Source organism: Sphingomonas sp. S-NIH.Pt3_0716, assembly GCF_003950715.1.
Lineage (GTDB): Bacteria > Pseudomonadota > Alphaproteobacteria > Sphingomonadales > Sphingomonadaceae > Sphingobium > Sphingobium yanoikuyae_A.
The window spans coordinates 279,049-296,313 of record NZ_QLJK01000001.1 but is presented as its reverse complement, the minus strand read 5'-3'; the positions used below and the strand labels follow the sequence as shown (position 1 = coordinate 296,313).

Genomic DNA, 17,265 nt, shown 5'->3' with positions numbered 1-17,265 from the left:
TTACTCCAGCGCCAGCAGGGCGAAGCTGGCCAGCCAATGTTCCCCCATATAGTCACCGGCTATGTGGGGGAGCGCGGCGTCGAGATGGGCGAGGGCCGCCTGCTCGGCGATCGGCGCGATCGGCGTGTCGGCGCCCAGCGCGGCGGCGATGCCGCGCCAGCACCAGGCACGGCTGAGGTTCAGGCCGTCGAGATGGGCGATCTTGCCGTCGCTGCGGTCCGATACGGTGGCCGGGGTGAACAGGGTGGCCGGCTGGCCGGTCAGAAGATCGGGCAGGAAGGCGCCGAACCAGTCGGCAAATTCATCGCGCGCGAGCAGCCGGCTCATCAGCAGCGCTTCGGTGAGGGCCGAGGAGAGAAATTCGTCGCCACCCGGTTCCCAAGCCTGGCAGGCGCGGTCCTGCCCGAACCAGGCAAGGGCGCGCTCGCGGATCAGGGCCTGGAGCGCGGGATCGCGCCCTTCCGCCCAGGCATAAGCGTGGATCAGCGCGAAGCTGCTGTTGAAATGGGTGCCGACGCGCAGCGGATAGGTCATTTTCGGCAGGAAGGCGTGGAAGCGCGCGGCGAAGTCGAGCGCCAGCGGTTCGATCGCGGCGGCCCAGGGTCCGTCCTGCCGGGCGAGTTCGGCATGGAGCGCGAGCAGCCAGGCCCAGCCATAGGGCCGCTCGAACCCGCCGGCGGTCGGGCGGGTGAGGAAGGCGCGTTCGCCCGCGACCTTGTCCGGCACCAGCATCATGTCGGCGCGGGCGCGGATCGCATCGGCCTGGGCCATGGCGGGGTAGAGGCGGCGCAGGCGCATCACCTGCCACCAGCCATGAACGCAGCTGTGCCAGTCATAGCTGCCATGGAAGATCGGGTGATGCTCCGCCGGGATGCGCGCATCCTCCGGCCCCTGATAGGTCAGGTCCATCTTGTAGGGATATTGCCGCCCCAGATGAGAGAGGGTCAGCGCAGCGAAGCGATCGGCAATATCTTGGGTCAGTCGGGTCATCGGAAGGCCAGCCAATAGATCAGGAGGATGTTGACGCAGAGCAGGGGGAGGGCGGTGCCGACCTGGCGGCGGATCACGCCATATTCATCCTTGAGCTGCAGCAGCGCGGCGGGGAGGAGGTTGAAATTGGCTGCCATCGGGGTCAGCAATGTGCCGCAGAAGCCCGCCAGCATGCCGATCGCGCAGATGATCGCCGGATCGCCATGATATTGGTGGATCAGCAGCGGGATGCCGATTGCGGCGGTCATCACCGGGAAGGCGGCAAAGGCATTGCCCATGACGATGGTGAAGAGCGCCATGCCCAGGCCATAGGCGATCACCGCGCCGAGCAGGCTGCCATCGGGAATGGCGAGGCGGACGATGCCGCCGACGACATCGCCAACGCCGGCCAGCGCGAACACCGCGCCGAGGCTGGCCAGCATCTGCGGCAATATGCCCACCCAGCCGACCGAGTCCATCAATTGCCGCCCCTGTTGCAGGGCGACGATCGGCCGGGCGCGCAGCCAAGTGCAGCCGATGGCTAGCGCGATCAGGACGCCCAGCGCCAGCGAGATGAGGGTGGTCTGTTTGGGATCGATCCAGGCGGGGAACGCCTTGAACAGGAAGGTGCCGGCCAGCGCGGTGACGGGGATGACCAGGGCGATGGCGAACAGGCCATTGCCATGGCGGTCGGCGCGCGCCTGCCGCTCCGCCAGCGGCACGCCGCCGTTGCCGCGCCCCAGCCCCTTGAAGCCGGCAATCGCGACGAGGCCGAGGACCAGGACGCCATTGCCGATGTCGCCGATCCGGTCGCCCGCCCACATGCTGAGCGCCAGCAGGGCCCAGAAGGCGGCGGTGGTGAAGCGGCGCGGATTGCTGCGGTCGGCGGCGCCGAGCAAGGCATAGCCGGCAAACACCGCGCCCATCAGCGCATAGACCCAGTGGAGGGTGATCATGCGGCGTCCTCCGGTTCCTTGGCACCCTGCGCGTTCAGCCGGCGATCGAGCCGCCATAGGCGAAAGCCGTGGATCAGCAGCGCGGCGATCGCGGTCGGGATCGCCCAGACCGAGAGCTGGAGCGGTTCGAGCAAGATACCATATTGCTCCAGCAGCCCCTTGATCAGCAGGATCGACCCGATGGCGAGGAAGATGTCCTCGCCAAAGAAGACGCCGACATTGTCGGTCGCGGCGGCCCAGGCCTTGATCTCGTCGCGCTGCTCCTCATCGAGCGTGCCGGCCTGTTTCTCGGCCGCGGCTTCGGCGATCGGCGCGACCAGCGGGCGCACGGTCTGGGCATGGCCGGCGACCGAGATCAGGCCCATGGCGGCTGAAATCTGGCGGGCGACAAGATAGAATAGGAGGAAGCGGCCGGTGGTGGCGCCGCGCATCCGGTCGATGAGGCCGCGGGCCCGTTCCTGAAGCCCATGCGCTTCGAGCAGGCCGATCACCGGCAGCACGACCCAGACGACCGAGACATAGCGCGAATCGTTGAACGCCTTCCCAAAGGCGGCGAGGATGGTGAGTGGATCGAGCCCGGCGGCAAGGCCGGTGGCGATGGCCGAGGCCAGGATCACCAGCAGCGGATTGAAGCGCAACACGAAGCCCGCGACGATCAGGGCGATGCCCAGCAACACCCACATTAGTCGTTCGCGTCCCGCAGTCGTCCGTCCGTCATCGCCATGGGGTAGCGGCAATGCAGGCCGCTGGCCATAGGCGGTTGAAATCCGGTGCGATGGTCGCATCGGTCGCACCGGACCGTCGGTTCGCATCTTTTCCGAAAATCCTGATGGCCAATGACATCGGCCTGACATAGTTGGAGGAGACAGGGGCGTATCAGACGTGGACGGCCAGACCCAAAAATGGGGCGGACGTGGAATTATTCGGAGAGAGCCTTTGACCATCATGGCGATCGATTTCGAGGCGTCGTGCCTGCCCAGGCACGGACGATCCTTCCCGATCGAAGTGGGCATAGCAGGCGGCGGCATTGCCCGCAGCTGGATCATTCGACCTCATGCAGCCTGGACCGGCTGGGACTGGACCGCCGAAGCCGAGGCGCTGCACGGCCTGTCGCGCGCCCGGATCGAGGCGGAGGGCGAGCCGGCGGACGTGGTGCTGGCGCAACTGGCGGCGGCGGTCGCCGGCTGCCGCGTGGTCGCCGACAGCGTGATCGATCAATATTGGCTGCAGACGCTGGCCGATACGCAGGCCGTGGTGGCGCCGTTCGCGATCGATCATGTCTCATTGTTGCTGGATGAATGGGGCGCGGACGAGCCGCGGATCGCGGCGGCCATGGCCCATGCCGATGCGCTGCATCCCGCGCGGCACCGCGCCGTGGCCGATGCACTGTGGCTTTCCGGGCTGATCGAGGCCCTGTCGGGGGCGGCGCGGCCGCTTCAGGCCAGCCCGGTGATCGCAAGGGTCGCTTGACGGCATGCTGCGACACAGCAATAATTTGTAACGTTCGGCATATTGGGGAGACATTCTCCCTGCCTAAACCCGTCGGAAGGATCCCGCTTATTGCTGGATATTGTCTGTTTCGAAGGGAAGCCACCCATGTTGCCGATCCTTGCCAGTGTCGCGGCGCTCGCCGCTTCCTCCACCCCGATCCACAGCGCCGATCTGACCCACGGCGCCCAGGCCTATACGGCCAGCTATCACACCGCATCGTCGGTGCGCTTCACCCAGGTCGAGCCGCGCTTCGGCAATCGCAACGCCATCCCGGTCTGCCGCTGGCAGGCTGATGTGCGCGTCGACCGCGCCGTCGCGGCCCAGGGCCAGTCGGTGCCGGCCTTCGGCAAGGCGGTCCATCGCTTCGCCCCGCTGTCGGGCAGCTATGCCGGCACCTGCGCCGCCGCCCGCAGCCAGGTGGACGCAGAGGTCGCCCGCTATGCCAGCGCCCGCAATGCCGAGGCCGTGTCGGTGGCGCAGCAGGACCGCGCCGTGCTGGTGAATGAACTGGACAGCGTACGCGCGCTGACCGTGAAGGGCTGATGAGTCCACCGCTGATACTGGTCGCCGAGACGCAGCAGGATTTGCGGCACAAGGTGCGCGAATTCCTGGAGCAGAGCGGGTTTCGCGCTCTGCCTGCGGCCTCGTCGAGCGATATATTCAGTGCCATGGACCGGATGCCGGTCGGCGCGGTCGTGCTGGACGCAGGGCTGCGCGGGCCGGACGGCATGGACCTGTGCCGCGACGTGCGTGAGCGTAGCGACGTGCCGATCATCCTGGTCGGCGCCGACAGCAGCGAGGTCGACCGGGTGGTCGGCCTGGAGCTGGGCGCCGACGATTACATGGCCAAACCCTATTCGACCCGCGAACTGGCGGCGCGTCTGCGCGCCGTGCTGCGGCGCGGGCGGAGCGAGCGGGCGCTGGGCCTGCGGCGTCAGACCCAGGCGCGCTTCGACGACTGGGTGGTCGATTTCGCCCGGCGCGAAGTGACCGACCCGGCCGGGGCGCTGGTCGAATTGACGGCAGCGGAATTTTCGCTGCTCGCCGTGTTGCTGGATCATGCCCAGGCGGTGATTGCCCGTGCGCGGCTGATGGAACTGGCGGGCGTGCGCGACGCGCCCTCGTCCGACCGCAGTGTCGACGTGCTGATCAGCCGGTTGCGGCGCAAGCTGTCCCATGAGGGGCGGCCCGCCGCGATCGTGACTGTTCGTGGCGTCGGATACATGTTCAGCGCGGTCGTCGACCGGCGCTGACCCCCTCGAAAAGGCGCGCTGATGGCGGTTTTCCGCCATTTGGCGCGCCTGTCGGGCGCTTTGCATCCCAGACATGATTTTTAACAATTCCGCTGCGCCGCAGCAAAATCTGCTGCGTATTTTGCAAGCTAGGCCGGTCCGCCCCCTGACCGGCAACGCAATAGCAATAAGAGGATGAAAGCCATGAACGAGCTTATCGGTCGTGTATTCAGTTTCGAGACCAAGGTCTTCCCGAACGAAAGCACGCTCTACAATCAGTTGGCCAGCCATGGTCAGAGCCCCAAGGCGCTGATGATCTCCTGCGCCGACTCGCGCATCGTTCCCGAGCACATCATGCAGGCCCAGCCGGGCGACCTGTTCGTCTGCCGCAATGCCGGCAACATCGTGCCGCCGCATGACAGCCAGCTGGGCGGCGTGACCGCCACGGTCGAATATGCCGTGATGGTGCTGGGCGTGCGCGACATCATCGTGTGCGGTCACAGCGACTGCGGCGCGATGAAGGCGCTGGCCACCGACGCCGACCTGACCGGCATGCCCAATGTCGCCGCCTGGCTGCGCCACAGCCATGCCGCGCAGAAGCTGTGCCGTGAATCCTATCCTGCCGACCTGGATGCCGCCGAAAAGCTGCGCAACATGGCGCTGGAAAATGTCGTCGTGCAGCTGTCGCACCTGCGCACCCATCCGTCGGTCGCGTCGGGCATCGCCCGCGGCGAGATCGCCCTGCATGGCTGGTATGTCGATATCCATGCCGGCCAGGTCCTGGGCCTGGACGGCGAAACCGGTCGTTTCTCGGTGCTGCGCGAAGGGCAGAAGCTGCCCGTGGCGCTGCCGCATGGGCGTCGCCTGGCCGGCGAATCGCTCATCGCACAAGCTGCGGAGTAAATCATGTTGAAGGCCTTTTCCGGCGGCACGTTCAGCCGCGACTTCACGGCGTCGATCGTCGTGTTCCTGGTGGCCATGCCGCTGTGCATGGGCATCGCCATTGCCTCCGGCGTGCCGCCGGAAAAAGGCCTGATCACCGGCATCATCGGCGGCCTGGTCGTCGGCCTGCTGGCGGGTTCGCCGCTGCAGGTCAGCGGTCCGGCGGCCGGTCTTGCGGTCATCGTCTTCGAAATCGTGCGGGAACAGGGGCTGTCCGCCCTTGGCCCCATCCTGATCCTGGCAGGCGCGATCCAGATCGTCGCCGGCCTGCTGAAGGTCGGCGGCTGGTTCCGCGCCATTTCGCCGGCGGTCGTGCATGGCATGCTGGCGGGCATCGGCGTGCTGATCGTCGTCGGCCAGTTCCATGTGCTGTTCGATGACAAGCCGCTGTCGAGCGGCCTGCACAATCTGATCGCGATGCCGGGCCAGATTCTGGGCCTGACCAATCAGGATGCGGCCACCGCCTTCGCTGTCGGCCTGGTCACCATCGGCGCGATGCTGGGCTGGGAGAAGTTCCGCCCTGCATCGATGAAGCTGGTGCCGGGTGCGCTGGTCGGCGTGGTCGCCGCGACGCTGGTCGCCTTCGCGCTCGGCCTGCCGGTCGCCCGTGTTGTCGTGCCGGAATCGATCCTGTCCGCCATCAGCCTGCCCGAACAGGGCCTGCTGGCGCAGCTGATGAGCCCGACCATCATCACCACCGCCATCGCCATCGCCTTCATCGCCAGTGCCGAGACTCTGCTGTCGGCCGCTGCAGTCGACCGCATGCATGATGGCGTGCGCACCAATTACAACCGCGAACTGAGCGCGCAGGGCGTGGGCAACCTGCTCTGCGGCGTGGCTGGCGCGCTGCCGATGACCGGCGTCATCGTCCGTTCGTCCGCCAACGTCCAGGCCGGCGCCAAGACCCGCCTGTCGGCGATCCTGCATGGCGCGTGGATCCTGGGCTTCGTTGCCCTGCTGCCCTGGCTGCTGCGCGAAGTGCCGATGGCGGCGCTGGCCGGCATCCTGGTCGTGACCGGCTTCCGCCTGGTCAGCCTGTCGCACGTCAAGCATCTGTTCCACCTCTATGGTCCGCTGCCGGCGATCGTGTGGGCCGCGACGCTGATCTGCGTCGTCGCGACCGACCTGCTGACCGGCGTGCTGGTGGGCATCGGCCTGTCGCTGATCGAACTGATCCCCCATGCCAGCCGCCTGCGCCTGGGCGTCGAGGAAGCCAGCCGCGGCGATGCGCATGAAGTGGCGCTGCACGGCACGGCGAGCTTCCTGAGCCTGCCCAAGCTGTCGGCCAAGCTGGAATCGGTGCCGGCGGGGCAACTGGTTATCCTCAATGTCGAACGCCTGACCCATATCGACCATACCTGCGCCGAAATGGTGCGCGAATGGGCCGATCGCCGTACCGGCGCGGGCGCCAAGGTGGAGCTGTTCGGCGCGACCGGACGGATGCGCCAGCTCGTCGCCTGACGCAGGCCTGCATGACAGAAAAGCCGCCGCATCCCCGGATGTGGCGGCTTTTTCATGTTCAGATGCAATTCGGACATCGAATAGAAACAATATCGGTGGCAATTAGAAAAGAACCGTGATCGCTATATCACAGAGCCTCTCTTCCCTTGTGCAGATGCGAAGATAGAGGTTTGCGCCGACGGCTGGCGAGAATAGTCGAGTAGTCATCCGCCGGTACGGAAGACGATATTCCAACAGATCTTCGGGCCGCGGATGCAGGACGGAACATTCTTTCGTAAAAGGGGAATGTTCATGAAGTATCAAATCGCTTGTGCCGCTCTGGCTCTGATGTCGAGTGCGCCGGCCTTCGCCCAGGAAGAACCCGCAGGCCCGGTCACCGTGACCGGCAGCGTCGGCCTGGTTTCCGATTATCGCTTCCGTGGTGTTTCGCAGTCCGATCGCGGCATGGCGATCCAGGGTGGCCTGACCGCAACCCATGAAAGCGGCGTCTATGTCGGCACCTGGGGTTCCAACCTGTCGGGCTGGGGCACCTTCGGCGGCGCCAACATGGAACTGGACCTGTTCGCAGGCTATGCCATTCCTCTGGGTGACAGCGGCGCGACGCTGGACCTCGGCCTGACCTGGTACATGTACCCGTCGGGCGCCGACAAGACCGACTTCGCCGAGCCCTATGTGAAGCTGTCGAGCCAGGTCGGCCCGGTCAAGGGTCTGCTCGGCGTGGCCTATGCCCCCAAGCAGGAAGCGCTGGGCAAGTGGTGCAGCGACGCCGATTGCACCATCTACAAGCCGGGTGACAAGGAAGATAATTTCTACATCTGGGGCGATGTCAGCGGTGCGATCCCGAACACCCCGGTCAGCCTGAAGGCGCATCTGGGCTGGTCGAACGGCAATAGCGGCCTGGGCCCGAACGGCACGTCGGTCGCGCCGACCGGCAAATATCTCGACTGGCTGGTCGGCGCCGACCTGGCCGTGCCGGGGACGCCGCTGACGCTGAGCATCGCCTATGTCGACACCGACATCGCCCGCGTCGAGGAAAATTATCTGCGTCCCAACTTCCAGGTCGCGGACGGCGATAATTTCGGCAAGTCGATCGCGCGCAGCACGGTCGTCTTCTCGATCTCGGCCGCTTTCTGATCTTTACGGATCGGGCCCGTTCGCGCGGGCCCGATCTGCTGTATTTCCGGGCCTTATCTTGTGCCGAGCTGTCGCCGGCGTGACAAATTGTTGCTGTGGCCCCCGTCAACTGTTTCGGCAGCAAGCTGCGGTTGACCCTCCACCGGTCGCTGCTTATCTCCCAACATCATGAACAGCCTGATGTTGCTCCGCGCATGACCGCCCCCTCGATCATCCTTGTCGAAGACGATCCGCCGCTCCGCACGCTGACGGCGCGCGCGTTGCAGGAACATGGCTATCAGGTCCGTCCGGCCTCGTCCGGTCCGGAAATGTGGGTGGCCTTCGATGCCGGCCCGGTCGACCTGGTCGTTCTGGACGTCATGCTGCCCGGCACCAACGGCATCGACCTGTGCCGCCAGATCCGTCGCAAGAGCGACGTTCCCATCATCTTCATCAGCGCAAAGGGCAGCGAGACCGACCGTATCGTCGGGCTGGAACTGGGCGCCGACGATTATCTGCCCAAGCCCTTTGGCACGCGCGAACTGATCGCCCGCATCCGCGCCATCCTGCGCCGCGTCGGCGTGGAGCGTGGCCCGGACGAGCAGCGCGAGAATGAAGCGCGCTTCGACGGCTGGATCGTCAACTTCCCGCGCCGTGAACTGCGGTCGCCGACCGGCGCGATCGTCGATCTGACCGGCGCCGAGTTCGACCTGCTGGGCAGCTTCCTCAGCCATCCGCAGCGGGTGATCGCGCGCGAGCGGCTGATCGAATTGTCGCGCACCCGCATGGGTGACAGCAGTGACCGCAGCATCGACGTGCTGGTCAGCCGCCTGCGCCGCAAGCTGTCGACCGAGGACCGGCCCGCGCCGATCACCACGGTGCGCGGCGTCGGCTACATGTTCAACGCGGAAGTCGCGCGCGCTTGAGACGACAGCGGTTCAGCCGGTCGCTCGGGCTGGTCGGCCGCATCTTTGGCATATTGCTGCTGACCGTCCTGCTGGAATTCGTGGTCGGCACGCTCATCTATGAGCGCGCCAGCCATTTGTCACTGCAGGATGACGAAGCGCGCCGCCTGGCCGAGCATCTGGTGATCGCGCGCAAGCTGGTGGCCAAGGCGCCGGTCAGCCAGCGCGGCGGGGTCAGCGCGCAACTGACCACCGACCGCTATGACATCCACTGGACGCTGGCCGCGCCGCCGCCGCCGCCGCTGTCGCCCGAACTGGCGCGGATGCGGCAGCAGATCGTCGACTGGGAACCCAGCCTGCATGAATCGCGGCTGTGGCTGCGGCTCAATTCGCCCGGCCGTTCCTCGCAGATCAATGGCGGGCTGCAACTGGCGGACGGCAGCTGGCTCTATTTCGGCATGCATCATAGCGGCGGCAAATGGGCCTTCACCTTCGGCCGTTTCGGCCTGGCGCTGATCCCGGTGCTGGCGCTGCTGATTGCGGGCGGCGTGCTGATCCGGCGGACCCTGGCGCCGCTGCGCGACCTGACGCATGCGACCAAGCGGATCGGCCTCGCGCAGCAGGTGGCGGTGGCGGAAGCGGGCACCAATGATGTACGCAACCTGATCCGCGCCTTCAATGCGATGCAGACCCGCATCCATCGCCTGATCAACGAGCGGACCGAGACGCTGGCGGCGGTCGGCCATGACATGCGCACGCCGCTCGCCCGGCTGCAATTGCGGCTGGAAGCGGTGGACGACCCCGAAATCCGCGAGGCGATGGGCGAGGATCTGGCCGAGATGGGCGAGATGATCGAGTCCGTGCTGGCCTTTCTGGGCGGTGAGAAGAATCCCGAGCCGGCGGTGCGGATCGACGTGGCGGTCACGATCGCGACGGTGGTCGACGCCTTCCAGGATCATGGCGACGATGTGATCTATGACGGGCCCGATCATCTGGAAATGGAGGTTCGCCCGCTGTCGCTGCGCCGCGCCGTGCGCAACCTGATCGAGAATGCGCTCCATTATGGGGTGCGTGCGCGGGTCAGCGTGGCGCGGCATGACAATGAGGTGCTGATCCGCGTCGATGATGATGGCCCCGGCATTCCGCGCGACCGGCTGGAGGAGGTGCTGAAACCCTTCCACCGGCTCGATACCGCGCGCCAGCGCAACACGCGGGGCATGGGGCTTGGCCTGGCCATCGTCGCCAAGACGGTCGAACAGGAGGGCGGCCGCCTGACCCTCGCCAACCGGCCGGAGGGCGGGCTGCGCGTCGAAATCTGCCTCTATCTGAACAGGCCGGAAGCCAAGGTCTGATCGGCCTTCCGGCGCGTTCGGCAAAGAGAATCTCGCTACCCCCAAGCAAAACTCGTTTATCCTGGCGCGCAGACGCGGGTTATTCCGGTTGCCCATCGGACAAGAGGCGCAGGGAATGGCGGACGGCGATATGCAGGGTGAAGGCGTGGGCTATTGGGATCTGGACCGGCTGGTCACGGACCTGGCCGCCGCGCGCAGTCGCTGGCGGCAGGAACAGCAGCATCATGCCGAATATGGCGCCGAAGGATTCCCGTCTCGCGCCAATCTGGTGAAGATCACCGGTGCGCTGTGCGGCGCGCTGTTCCCGCTGCGGCTGGGGCCGAGCTTCGTGCGACTGCATAATGAGGACGCCTATGTCGCCGAGACGCTGCAGACCGTGCTCAGCCGCCTCTATGGCCAGATCCGGCTCGAACTCATCTATGCGATGAAGGATGACCCGATTGCCGCAGTCGACGCAGCGGCGGCGCGGATCATCGGCGAATTCGCGCATAGCCTGCCGGCGCTGCGCACCCTGCTCGACAGTGATGTCGAGGCGGCCTTCCTGGGCGATCCGGCCGCGCGCAGCGTGGACGAGGTGCTGATCTGCTACCCATCGATGCTGGCGATCATCCATCATCGATTGGCGCACCGCCTCTATGAACTGGGCGCGCCGCTGGTGGCGCGGATCATTTCCGAGATCGCCCATTCCCATACCGGCATCGACATCCATCCCGGCGCACGCATCGGCCACGGCTTCTTCATCGACCATGGCACCGGCGTCGTCATCGGCGAGACGGCGATCGTCGGCGATCGGGTGCGGCTCTATCAGGGCGTGACGCTGGGCGCGCGCAGCTTCCCCTCGGACGAGAAGGGTGCGCTCGAAAAGGCGCAGCCGCGCCATCCGATCATCGAGGATGATGTCGTCATCTATGCCGGCGCGACGGTGCTGGGCCGGATCATCATCGGCAGCCGATCGGTCATCGGCGGCAATGTCTGGCTGACCGAAAGCGTGCCGGCCGACAGCAATGTGCGCCAGGCCAAGGCTCGGCATGAAGTGACCAGCCGGGTTGAGGTGTCAGCCCCGCACCGCGTCCATGCGCTGCTGGAAAGCACGGACGGGATTGGCGAGAATATCTGATCCTCCCCCTTTTGACGGGGGGGAGGATCGGCAAGGGCTTACTGCCCGGCGCAGCTGTCGTCCTTGCCGGCGACCAGGTCGAGGCAGCGGCCGTCAATCTGGTCCTTGGGCACGGGCAGCTTGATCAGCGCGGCGAGGCTGGGGAGGATGTCCACCGTCTCGACGCCCAGCGGCTGTTCGAAATGCTGCATGCCCTTGCGCCAGAACAGGATCGGCACGCGGCGGTCCGTATCCCAGGGCGAACCATGGGTGGCGACCGAGCCCATCACCGCCTGTTCGGGGATCGACATCACGCGCGGCTTGAGCAGCAGCAGTAGGTCGCCCGAGCGGCTGGGGTAGAAGCTGGCGCGCGCTTCCTGGATCAGGCTCCAGCTTTCGGGCGGACCCGAGGGCGAGGGGGTGGCGGCGATTTCCGCCTTGGTGAAGACGGTCTGCACCTGCGGATGGGCGCGCAGATATTTGAGCGCCTCGGTTTCGACCCTGGCGCGCTGCGCGGCAGTCAGCCCCTTGTCATAATAGATGTCGCCCGACGGGCCGTCGCTCCAGATCACCTTCTTGCCGGGCAGGCCGGCCTTCTCGGCGATGGTGGCGTTGAGCGCCTTGGGCGTCAGCGCCATGTCGACCCGCTGTTCCATCGGCATCGCATTCATGCGGTGGCGTTCGGGCAGGTCATGGCCGCCATGGTCGGCGGTCAGCACCACGACATAGTCGATGCCGTCCTTGTCGAGCTTGTCGAAGAAGGCGCCCAGTTCGGTGTCGAGCCGATCGACCTGGATGCAGCTTTCGGTGCCTTCGGTGCCGAAGGTGTGGCCGACATAGTCGGTCGCCGACAGGCCGATCGAGATGATGTCGGTCTGTGCCTGCTTGCCAAGCTGCATGTTTTCGATCGCGGCGGCGGCGAAGGCCAGGGTCATCGCATCCTGCTCGGGCGAAATGCGGAAGCCCTTATAGTCGCCCGCGTCACGCGCGAAGCGGCCGGTGCCCACGGTGCGGTTGCCGGCCTGGACCGGGAAATCCTTCGACACGCACTGGGCCGGCAGTTCGAAGCCGGGGTTGGGCTGAGCGAGGCGCTGGGCGAAGGCCTGGTTGACCTGGGTGACGAGCGGGGTGGGGGCGACGCCCTTGTAGCTGACATAGCCCTGCGGCCCGCCGAGCCACCAGACCTGATCGGCGGTCGCGCCGCCCATCATGATCGCGGCGCGATCCTTGCCGGCGACCGACACGACGCGGGTGGCGGGATTGGCCGCCTTCATCCGGCCGCCCAGCGTCGGCACCTTGAGGTGCAGGGGCGAGGCTTCGTACTTGTCGCTGCTGCTGCCCGGCTGGCTCTCATCCTCGGCGCAATAGAGATTCTTGTCCTCACGCTTGGCGTCGAGGTCGAACCAGTTATTGGCGATGATGCCGGTGCGCGACGGGCGGCTGCCGGTCAGGATGGTCGAGTGGCCGGGGCAGGTCTCGGTCGCGGCATGGCTCTGATAGCCGCGCGGGAAGACCGCGCCTTCGCTGGTCAGGCGCTTGAGGCCGCCGGTATAATATTGGCGATATTCGCTGAACAAGTCGGCCGAAAACTGGTCGACCGAGATGGCGACGATCAGCTTGGGCGGAGTCGCGGCAATGCTGCGAGCGGCCGGTGCAGGAGCGGCAGCAGGCGCGGGGCTCTGCGCCACGACGGGCATGGCGGTGGCGAGCAACAGGGCAGCGGCGACGTGTTTCAACATTATGGGTACCTTCTCATGCCTTGACGGCGGATAGGGAGCGACCTAGCCCCCTTGCATCCACCCGACCAGAGGCCCGATGCGGATTTTTCAAGTCATATTCGTGACGCTCGCCATGCTGGCGGGGCTGTCGATCGCATCTCCCGTGGTGCAGGCCCAGGCGGCCTTTGGCGGCGGCCCGGCGCATATCGCCGCGCAGTTGATGGCCGAAAGTGCAGCGCCTGCGCCCGGCAAGGGCACGACCATTGCCTTTGCCATGAAGCCGGAAAAGGGCTGGCATGGCTATTGGGAAAATCCGGGCGACGCGGGCCTGGGCATGACCGTGACCTGGACCCTGCCCAAGGGCGTGACGATTGGCGCGCTGCGCTATCCGGTGCCCGAAACGCTGTTGATTTCGGGCCTGATGAACCATGTCTATGAAGGCCCCTATGCGGTGCTCGCCAATCTGAGCGTGGCGCCGGATGTGGCGGCCGGCACCCGCCTGCCGATCCGGGTGAAGGCGGAATGGCTGGCCTGCACCGACAAGATCTGCGTGCCCGAAAGCGGCGAACTGGCGCTGGAACTGGTCGCGGGCGACGGCAAGGTCGTGCCGGCGATGCAGGCGCGCTTCGATGGCTGGCGCGGCCATCTGCCCCGGCCGCTGGGCAGCGAGGCGACCTACCAGATCGTCGATGGCAAGCTGCGCCTGTCGGTGCCGTTCCCGGCCGATGCGCAGGCGCGCGACGTTCATCTCTTCCCGTTGAGCGACGGGCTGGCCCGCTTCGCCGCCGCGCAGAAGGTCAGCCGCGAGGGCGACCGGCTGCTGGTCGAGACGCAGGCGGGCGAGGGCTTCAAGGGTGGCGCTGCGCAGGCGGTGCTGCGGACCGGCGACCATGTCGGCTTCCTGCTGAGCGCCAAGCCCGGCGAGGTCGCGGCGATCGCGGCCAAGGGGCTGGCGGGCACGATATTGCTGGCGCTGGGCGGGGCGATATTGGGCGGGCTGCTGCTCAACGTCATGCCCTGCGTCTTCCCGATCCTCGGATTGAAGGCCCTGAGCCTGGCCAAGGCGGGCGGCAACGAACGGGCGGCGCGGTGCGAGGCGCTGGCTTACACCCTTGGCGTGATCGTCGCCTGTCTGGCCTTGGGCGGGCTTCTCCTGGGCCTGCGCGCGGCAGGCAGTGCGGTCGGCTGGGCCTTCCAGTTGCAGGATCCGCGCATCATCCTGGCGCTGCTGCTGCTGGTCAGCGCAATCGCGTTCAACCTGGCTGGCCTGTTCGACCTGCCGGCCTTTGGCGGGGGCGGCCAGCTGGCGGGGAAGGGCGGCATGATCGGCGCCTTCTGGACCGGCGCGCTGGTCGCCTTTGTCGCAACGCCCTGCACCGGGCCTTTCATGGGCGCGGCGATGGGCACGGCGCTGGTGCTGCCCCTGGGCGCGGCGCTGGCGATCTTTGCCGGGCTTGGGCTTGGGCTGGCGCTGCCTTTCCTGCTGCTTGCCTATCTGCCTGCGCTGCGCAATCGCCTGCCGCGTCCCGGCGCATGGATGGGCCGGTTGCAGCGCATCCTGGCGATCCCGATGTTCCTCACCGCGCTGGGCCTTGCCTGGCTGCTGGGGCAGCAACGCGGGGTCGGTGGCATGACCATCGGCCTTGGCGCGGCGCTGGCGCTGGTGCTGCTGCTCTGGTGGCTGGGCATGCGCCAGCGGGCCGGGCGCGGCGGCTGGTTGCAGGTCGGCGTCGGCGCAGCGATCCTGCTGGTTGGTGCCGCGATGCTGTTGCCAGCCCGCGCGCCGGCGGTTGCGGCAGCGGGAGAGGGGGCTGTCGTCGCCTTCGACGCGGAAAAGCTCGACGGGCTGCGCGCCGCGAACAAGCCGGTCTTTCTCTATTTTACCGCCGACTGGTGCCTGACCTGCAAGGCCAATGAGGCCGCCGCGATCGAGCGGGCTGAGGTGCGTGCAGCGTTCGACAAGGCGGGCGTCACCGTCATGATGGGCGACTGGACCAATGCCGATCCGGCGATTACCCGCTTCCTCGAAGCGCAGGGCCGTTCGGGCGTGCCGCTCTACCTCTGGTACGCACCGGGCAAGGAGGCCCAGACATTGCCGCAGCTACTGACCCCGTCGACCCTCACCGGCCTGGTGCGCTGATGGCCAAGATTCGTGCCGACCAGTTGCTCGTCGACAATGGCCTCGCCGAAAGCCGGGCGCGGGCGCAGGCGCTGATCCTCGCCGGCCTCGTCTATCTCGGTGACAAGAAGGTGGAGAAGGCGGGGCAGCAGGTGGCGGCTGACGCCGAACTGGACGTGCGCGGGCGCGACCATCCCTGGGTCTCGCGCGGCGGCATCAAGCTGGCGCATGCGATCGATGAATATGGCATCGATGTCACCGGCTTCGTCGCGATCGACGTTGGCAGCTCGACCGGCGGCTTTACCGACGTGCTGCTGACCAAGGGCGCGGCAAAGGTCTATGCCGTCGACAGCGGCACCAACCAGCTTGCGTGGAAACTGCGCTCCGACGATCGCGTCATCGTCCATGAGCAGACCAGCGCCCGCATCCTGACCGACGCCCATGTTCCCGAGCCGGTCGACATCATCGTGTGCGATGCCAGCTTCATCAGCCTGGCCAAGGTGCTGGAAAAGCCGATCGGTTTTGCCCGGCCCGGCGCGCAACTGGTCGCCCTCATCAAGCCGCAGTTCGAGGCAGGGCGCGAGGAAGTGGGCAAGGGCGGGGTGGTGCGCGATCCCGCCATTCACCAGCGCGTCTGCGACGAGGTCGCTGCCTGGGTCCGTGAGAAGGGCTGGGAAGTGCTTGGAATCACGACCAGTCCGATCACCGGACCGCAAGGCAATGTCGAATTTCTGATTCACGCGCGGCTTGGCGGATAATCGCGCCAGCTTCGTTACCCGCCCTGCGATACATTTTGACACATTCCATGCGGTTGTGTCCGTCACAAAGGCCCGTTAGCCCCTCGTCATGCGCTCGACCCTGCCTGTCATTCTCGTTGCCCTTTGTCTTGCCGGTTGCGGCGGGGAGAAGGAAAAGAAAGCTCGCCCGCCGGCTCTGGTGGAGGCGGTGGCGATTGCGCCCACCCGCTTCACCGACAATGTCGAAGCGGTCGGCACCGCGCTCGCCAATGAGCAGGTGATATTGTCCGCGCCGGTGACCGAGCGGATCGATGTGCTGAACTTCACCGATGGCGGCTTCGTGTCCAAGGGGCAGGTGATCGCCCGCATGGCCGTGGGCCAGGAAAAGGCCGAGCTGGCCGCGGCCGAGGCGACCGCGCTGCAGGCCGACCAGCAGTTGAAGCGCATCCAGGCGCTCAAGTCGCGCGGCTTTGCCACCGGCGCCACGGTCGAGCAGCAGATCGCGCTCGCCAGCAGCGCTCGTGCCAATGCCGACCTCGCCCGCGCCGGCATCGGCGACCGCACCATCCGCGCGCCGTTCAGCGGCTGGGTATCGTTGCGCACGGTCTCGCCCGGCGCGGTCATCACTGCCGGCACCGCGATCGCCACGGTCAGCGACATTTCGCGGATCAAGCTGGACTTCACCGTGCCCGAGACGCGGCTGTCGATGATCCGCGAGGGCATGCCGATCAAGGCCGTGTCCGCCGCCTGGCCCGACCGGCCGTTCAACGGCACGATCGCGACGATCGATCCGGTGATCGATCCCGCCACCCGCGCCGTTCGGGTCCGCGCGATCATGCCTAATCCCGACAAGGCGCTGAAGCCCGGTATGCTGTTGACCGTCAGCGTCTTCTCGCGCGAGCGCCAGTCGCTGGGCGTGCCCGAACTGGCCGTGATCGGCGATGGCGACGAACGCTTCGTCTTCGTGCTGGACGGTCGCACTGCCAAGCGGACGAAGGTCGAAACCGGCATCCGCCAGAACGGCCTGGTCGAGATATTGGGCGGCGTGAAGGCCGGCCAGCAGATCGTGACCGAGGGTGTGGTGAAGCTGACCGACGGCGCACCGGTGCGTCTGGCCGGCGACAAGAAGGGTGATGACGACAAGGGCGGCAAACCCGCCAAGGCCGCCGGCTAA

The 17,265-nt window shown here is 66.7% G+C and carries 16 protein-coding genes; 12 read left to right on the top strand and 4 right to left on the bottom strand.

Annotated elements, in window-relative coordinates:
- From BRX37_RS01410 to BRX37_RS01400, 3 genes are read right to left on the bottom strand one after another with little or no spacing between them, the layout of a single operon-like run.
- Window positions 1–990, bottom strand: a complete 990-nt coding sequence (locus BRX37_RS01410; RefSeq protein ID WP_125985233.1) for a DUF2891 domain-containing protein — start codon at window positions 988–990, stop codon at window positions 1–3.
- Window positions 987–1,925 (bottom strand): DUF979 domain-containing protein, encoded by a 939-nt coding sequence (locus BRX37_RS01405; protein ID WP_125985232.1) that lies wholly within the window; start codon window positions 1,923–1,925, stop codon window positions 987–989. Before BRX37_RS01405 ends, BRX37_RS01410 begins: the two co-directional genes overlap by 4 nt.
- Entirely contained in the window at window positions 1,922–2,608 is a 687-nt protein-coding gene (locus BRX37_RS01400) for a DUF969 domain-containing protein (RefSeq protein WP_125985267.1), read from the bottom strand. Before BRX37_RS01400 ends, BRX37_RS01405 begins: the two co-directional genes overlap by 4 nt.
- A 262-nt stretch (window positions 2,609–2,870) precedes the next feature.
- Here BRX37_RS01400 and BRX37_RS01395 point away from each other — a divergent pair, with 262 nt between their 5' ends.
- From BRX37_RS01395 to epsC, 9 genes are all read left to right on the top strand, one after another.
- On the top strand, window positions 2,871–3,395 hold the full coding sequence (locus tag BRX37_RS01395; protein ID WP_318276557.1) for a hypothetical protein: 525 nt from the start codon (window positions 2,871–2,873) through the stop codon (window positions 3,393–3,395).
- A 126-nt stretch (window positions 3,396–3,521) separates the two neighbouring features.
- Window positions 3,522–3,959 (top strand): hypothetical protein, encoded by a 438-nt coding sequence (locus BRX37_RS01390; protein WP_125985230.1) that lies wholly within the window; start codon window positions 3,522–3,524, stop codon window positions 3,957–3,959.
- Entirely contained in the window at window positions 3,959–4,669 is a 711-nt protein-coding gene (locus tag BRX37_RS01385; RefSeq protein ID WP_004211073.1) for a winged helix-turn-helix domain-containing protein, read from the top strand. The genes BRX37_RS01390 and BRX37_RS01385 overlap by 1 nt, the downstream gene beginning before the upstream one ends.
- A 183-nt stretch (window positions 4,670–4,852) precedes the next feature.
- Complete coding sequence (locus tag BRX37_RS01380) at window positions 4,853–5,551, top strand: carbonic anhydrase (protein WP_004211075.1); 699 nt, start codon at window positions 4,853–4,855, stop codon at window positions 5,549–5,551.
- Window positions 5,552–5,554: 3 nt separating this feature from the next.
- Complete coding sequence (locus BRX37_RS01375) at window positions 5,555–7,051, top strand: SulP family inorganic anion transporter (protein WP_004211076.1); 1,497 nt, start codon at window positions 5,555–5,557, stop codon at window positions 7,049–7,051.
- Between the two features lie 285 nt (window positions 7,052–7,336).
- Complete coding sequence (locus tag BRX37_RS01370) at window positions 7,337–8,185, top strand: TorF family putative porin (protein WP_010337000.1); 849 nt, start codon at window positions 7,337–7,339, stop codon at window positions 8,183–8,185.
- A 194-nt stretch (window positions 8,186–8,379) separates the two neighbouring features.
- Window positions 8,380–9,090, top strand: a complete 711-nt coding sequence (locus BRX37_RS01365) for a response regulator (protein WP_004211079.1) — start codon at window positions 8,380–8,382, stop codon at window positions 9,088–9,090.
- On the top strand, window positions 9,087–10,421 hold the full coding sequence (locus tag BRX37_RS01360; protein WP_010337002.1) for an ATP-binding protein: 1,335 nt from the start codon (window positions 9,087–9,089) through the stop codon (window positions 10,419–10,421). The genes BRX37_RS01365 and BRX37_RS01360 overlap by 4 nt, the downstream gene beginning before the upstream one ends.
- A 115-nt stretch (window positions 10,422–10,536) precedes the next feature.
- A complete protein-coding gene (gene epsC, locus BRX37_RS01355) occupies window positions 10,537–11,538 on the top strand; it encodes a serine O-acetyltransferase EpsC (RefSeq protein WP_004211082.1) in 1,002 nt (333 codons plus the stop codon).
- Window positions 11,539–11,576: 38 nt separating this feature from the next.
- Here epsC and BRX37_RS01350 read toward each other — a convergent pair whose 3' ends face one another.
- Window positions 11,577–13,256 carry an alkaline phosphatase family protein gene (locus BRX37_RS01350; RefSeq protein WP_125985229.1) on the bottom strand — a complete coding sequence of 560 codons (1,680 nt, stop codon included), beginning with the start codon at window positions 13,254–13,256 and terminating at the stop codon, window positions 11,577–11,579.
- A gap of 76 nt (window positions 13,257–13,332) precedes the next feature.
- On the opposite strand from BRX37_RS01350, the gene BRX37_RS01345 reads away from it, so the two are divergent.
- The 3 genes from BRX37_RS01345 to BRX37_RS01335 all read left to right on the top strand — a co-directional run bounded on the left by BRX37_RS01345 (window position 13,333) and on the right by BRX37_RS01335 (window position 17,265).
- The gene (locus tag BRX37_RS01345) at window positions 13,333–15,375 is read left to right on the top strand and encodes a protein-disulfide reductase DsbD family protein (protein WP_125985228.1); all 2,043 of its coding nucleotides are present in this window, start codon (window positions 13,333–13,335) and stop codon (window positions 15,373–15,375) included.
- On the top strand, window positions 15,375–16,112 hold the full coding sequence (locus BRX37_RS01340) for a TlyA family RNA methyltransferase (RefSeq protein WP_125985227.1): 738 nt from the start codon (window positions 15,375–15,377) through the stop codon (window positions 16,110–16,112). The genes BRX37_RS01345 and BRX37_RS01340 overlap by 1 nt, the downstream gene beginning before the upstream one ends.
- Window positions 16,113–16,200: 88 nt before the next feature.
- Window positions 16,201–17,265, top strand: coding sequence for an efflux RND transporter periplasmic adaptor subunit (locus BRX37_RS01335; protein ID WP_164522382.1), 1,065 nt, complete (start codon window positions 16,201–16,203; stop codon window positions 17,263–17,265).

Excerpts from the sequence above, each read along its gene's own strand:
- BRX37_RS01380 (WP_004211075.1), top strand. The coding sequence starts at position 4,853 with ATGAACGAGCTTATCGGTCGTGTATTCAGTTTCGAGACCAAGGTCTTC.
- BRX37_RS01365 (WP_004211079.1), top strand. The coding sequence starts at position 8,380 with ATGACCGCCCCCTCGATCATCCTTGTCGAAGACGATCCGCCGCTCCGC.
- BRX37_RS01350 (WP_125985229.1), bottom strand. The coding sequence starts at position 13,256 with ATGTTGAAACACGTCGCCGCTGCCCTGTTGCTCGCCACCGCCATGCCC.
- BRX37_RS01335 (WP_164522382.1), top strand. The coding sequence starts at position 16,201 with ATGCGCTCGACCCTGCCTGTCATTCTCGTTGCCCTTTGTCTTGCCGGT.
- BRX37_RS01385 (WP_004211073.1), top strand. The coding sequence starts at position 3,959 with ATGAGTCCACCGCTGATACTGGTCGCCGAGACGCAGCAGGATTTGCGG.
- BRX37_RS01410 (WP_125985233.1), bottom strand. The coding sequence starts at position 990 with ATGACCCGACTGACCCAAGATATTGCCGATCGCTTCGCTGCGCTGACC.
- BRX37_RS01340 (WP_125985227.1), top strand. The coding sequence starts at position 15,375 with ATGGCCAAGATTCGTGCCGACCAGTTGCTCGTCGACAATGGCCTCGCC.
- epsC (WP_004211082.1), top strand. The coding sequence starts at position 10,537 with ATGGCGGACGGCGATATGCAGGGTGAAGGCGTGGGCTATTGGGATCTG.
- BRX37_RS01400 (WP_125985267.1), bottom strand. The coding sequence starts at position 2,608 with ATGTGGGTGTTGCTGGGCATCGCCCTGATCGTCGCGGGCTTCGTGTTG.
- BRX37_RS01395 (WP_318276557.1), top strand. The coding sequence starts at position 2,871 with ATGGCGATCGATTTCGAGGCGTCGTGCCTGCCCAGGCACGGACGATCC.
- BRX37_RS01370 (WP_010337000.1), top strand. The coding sequence starts at position 7,337 with ATGTTCATGAAGTATCAAATCGCTTGTGCCGCTCTGGCTCTGATGTCG.
- BRX37_RS01405 (WP_125985232.1), bottom strand. The coding sequence starts at position 1,925 with ATGATCACCCTCCACTGGGTCTATGCGCTGATGGGCGCGGTGTTTGCC.
- BRX37_RS01345 (WP_125985228.1), top strand. The coding sequence starts at position 13,333 with ATGCGGATTTTTCAAGTCATATTCGTGACGCTCGCCATGCTGGCGGGG.
- BRX37_RS01390 (WP_125985230.1), top strand. The coding sequence starts at position 3,522 with ATGTTGCCGATCCTTGCCAGTGTCGCGGCGCTCGCCGCTTCCTCCACC.
- BRX37_RS01375 (WP_004211076.1), top strand. The coding sequence starts at position 5,555 with ATGTTGAAGGCCTTTTCCGGCGGCACGTTCAGCCGCGACTTCACGGCG.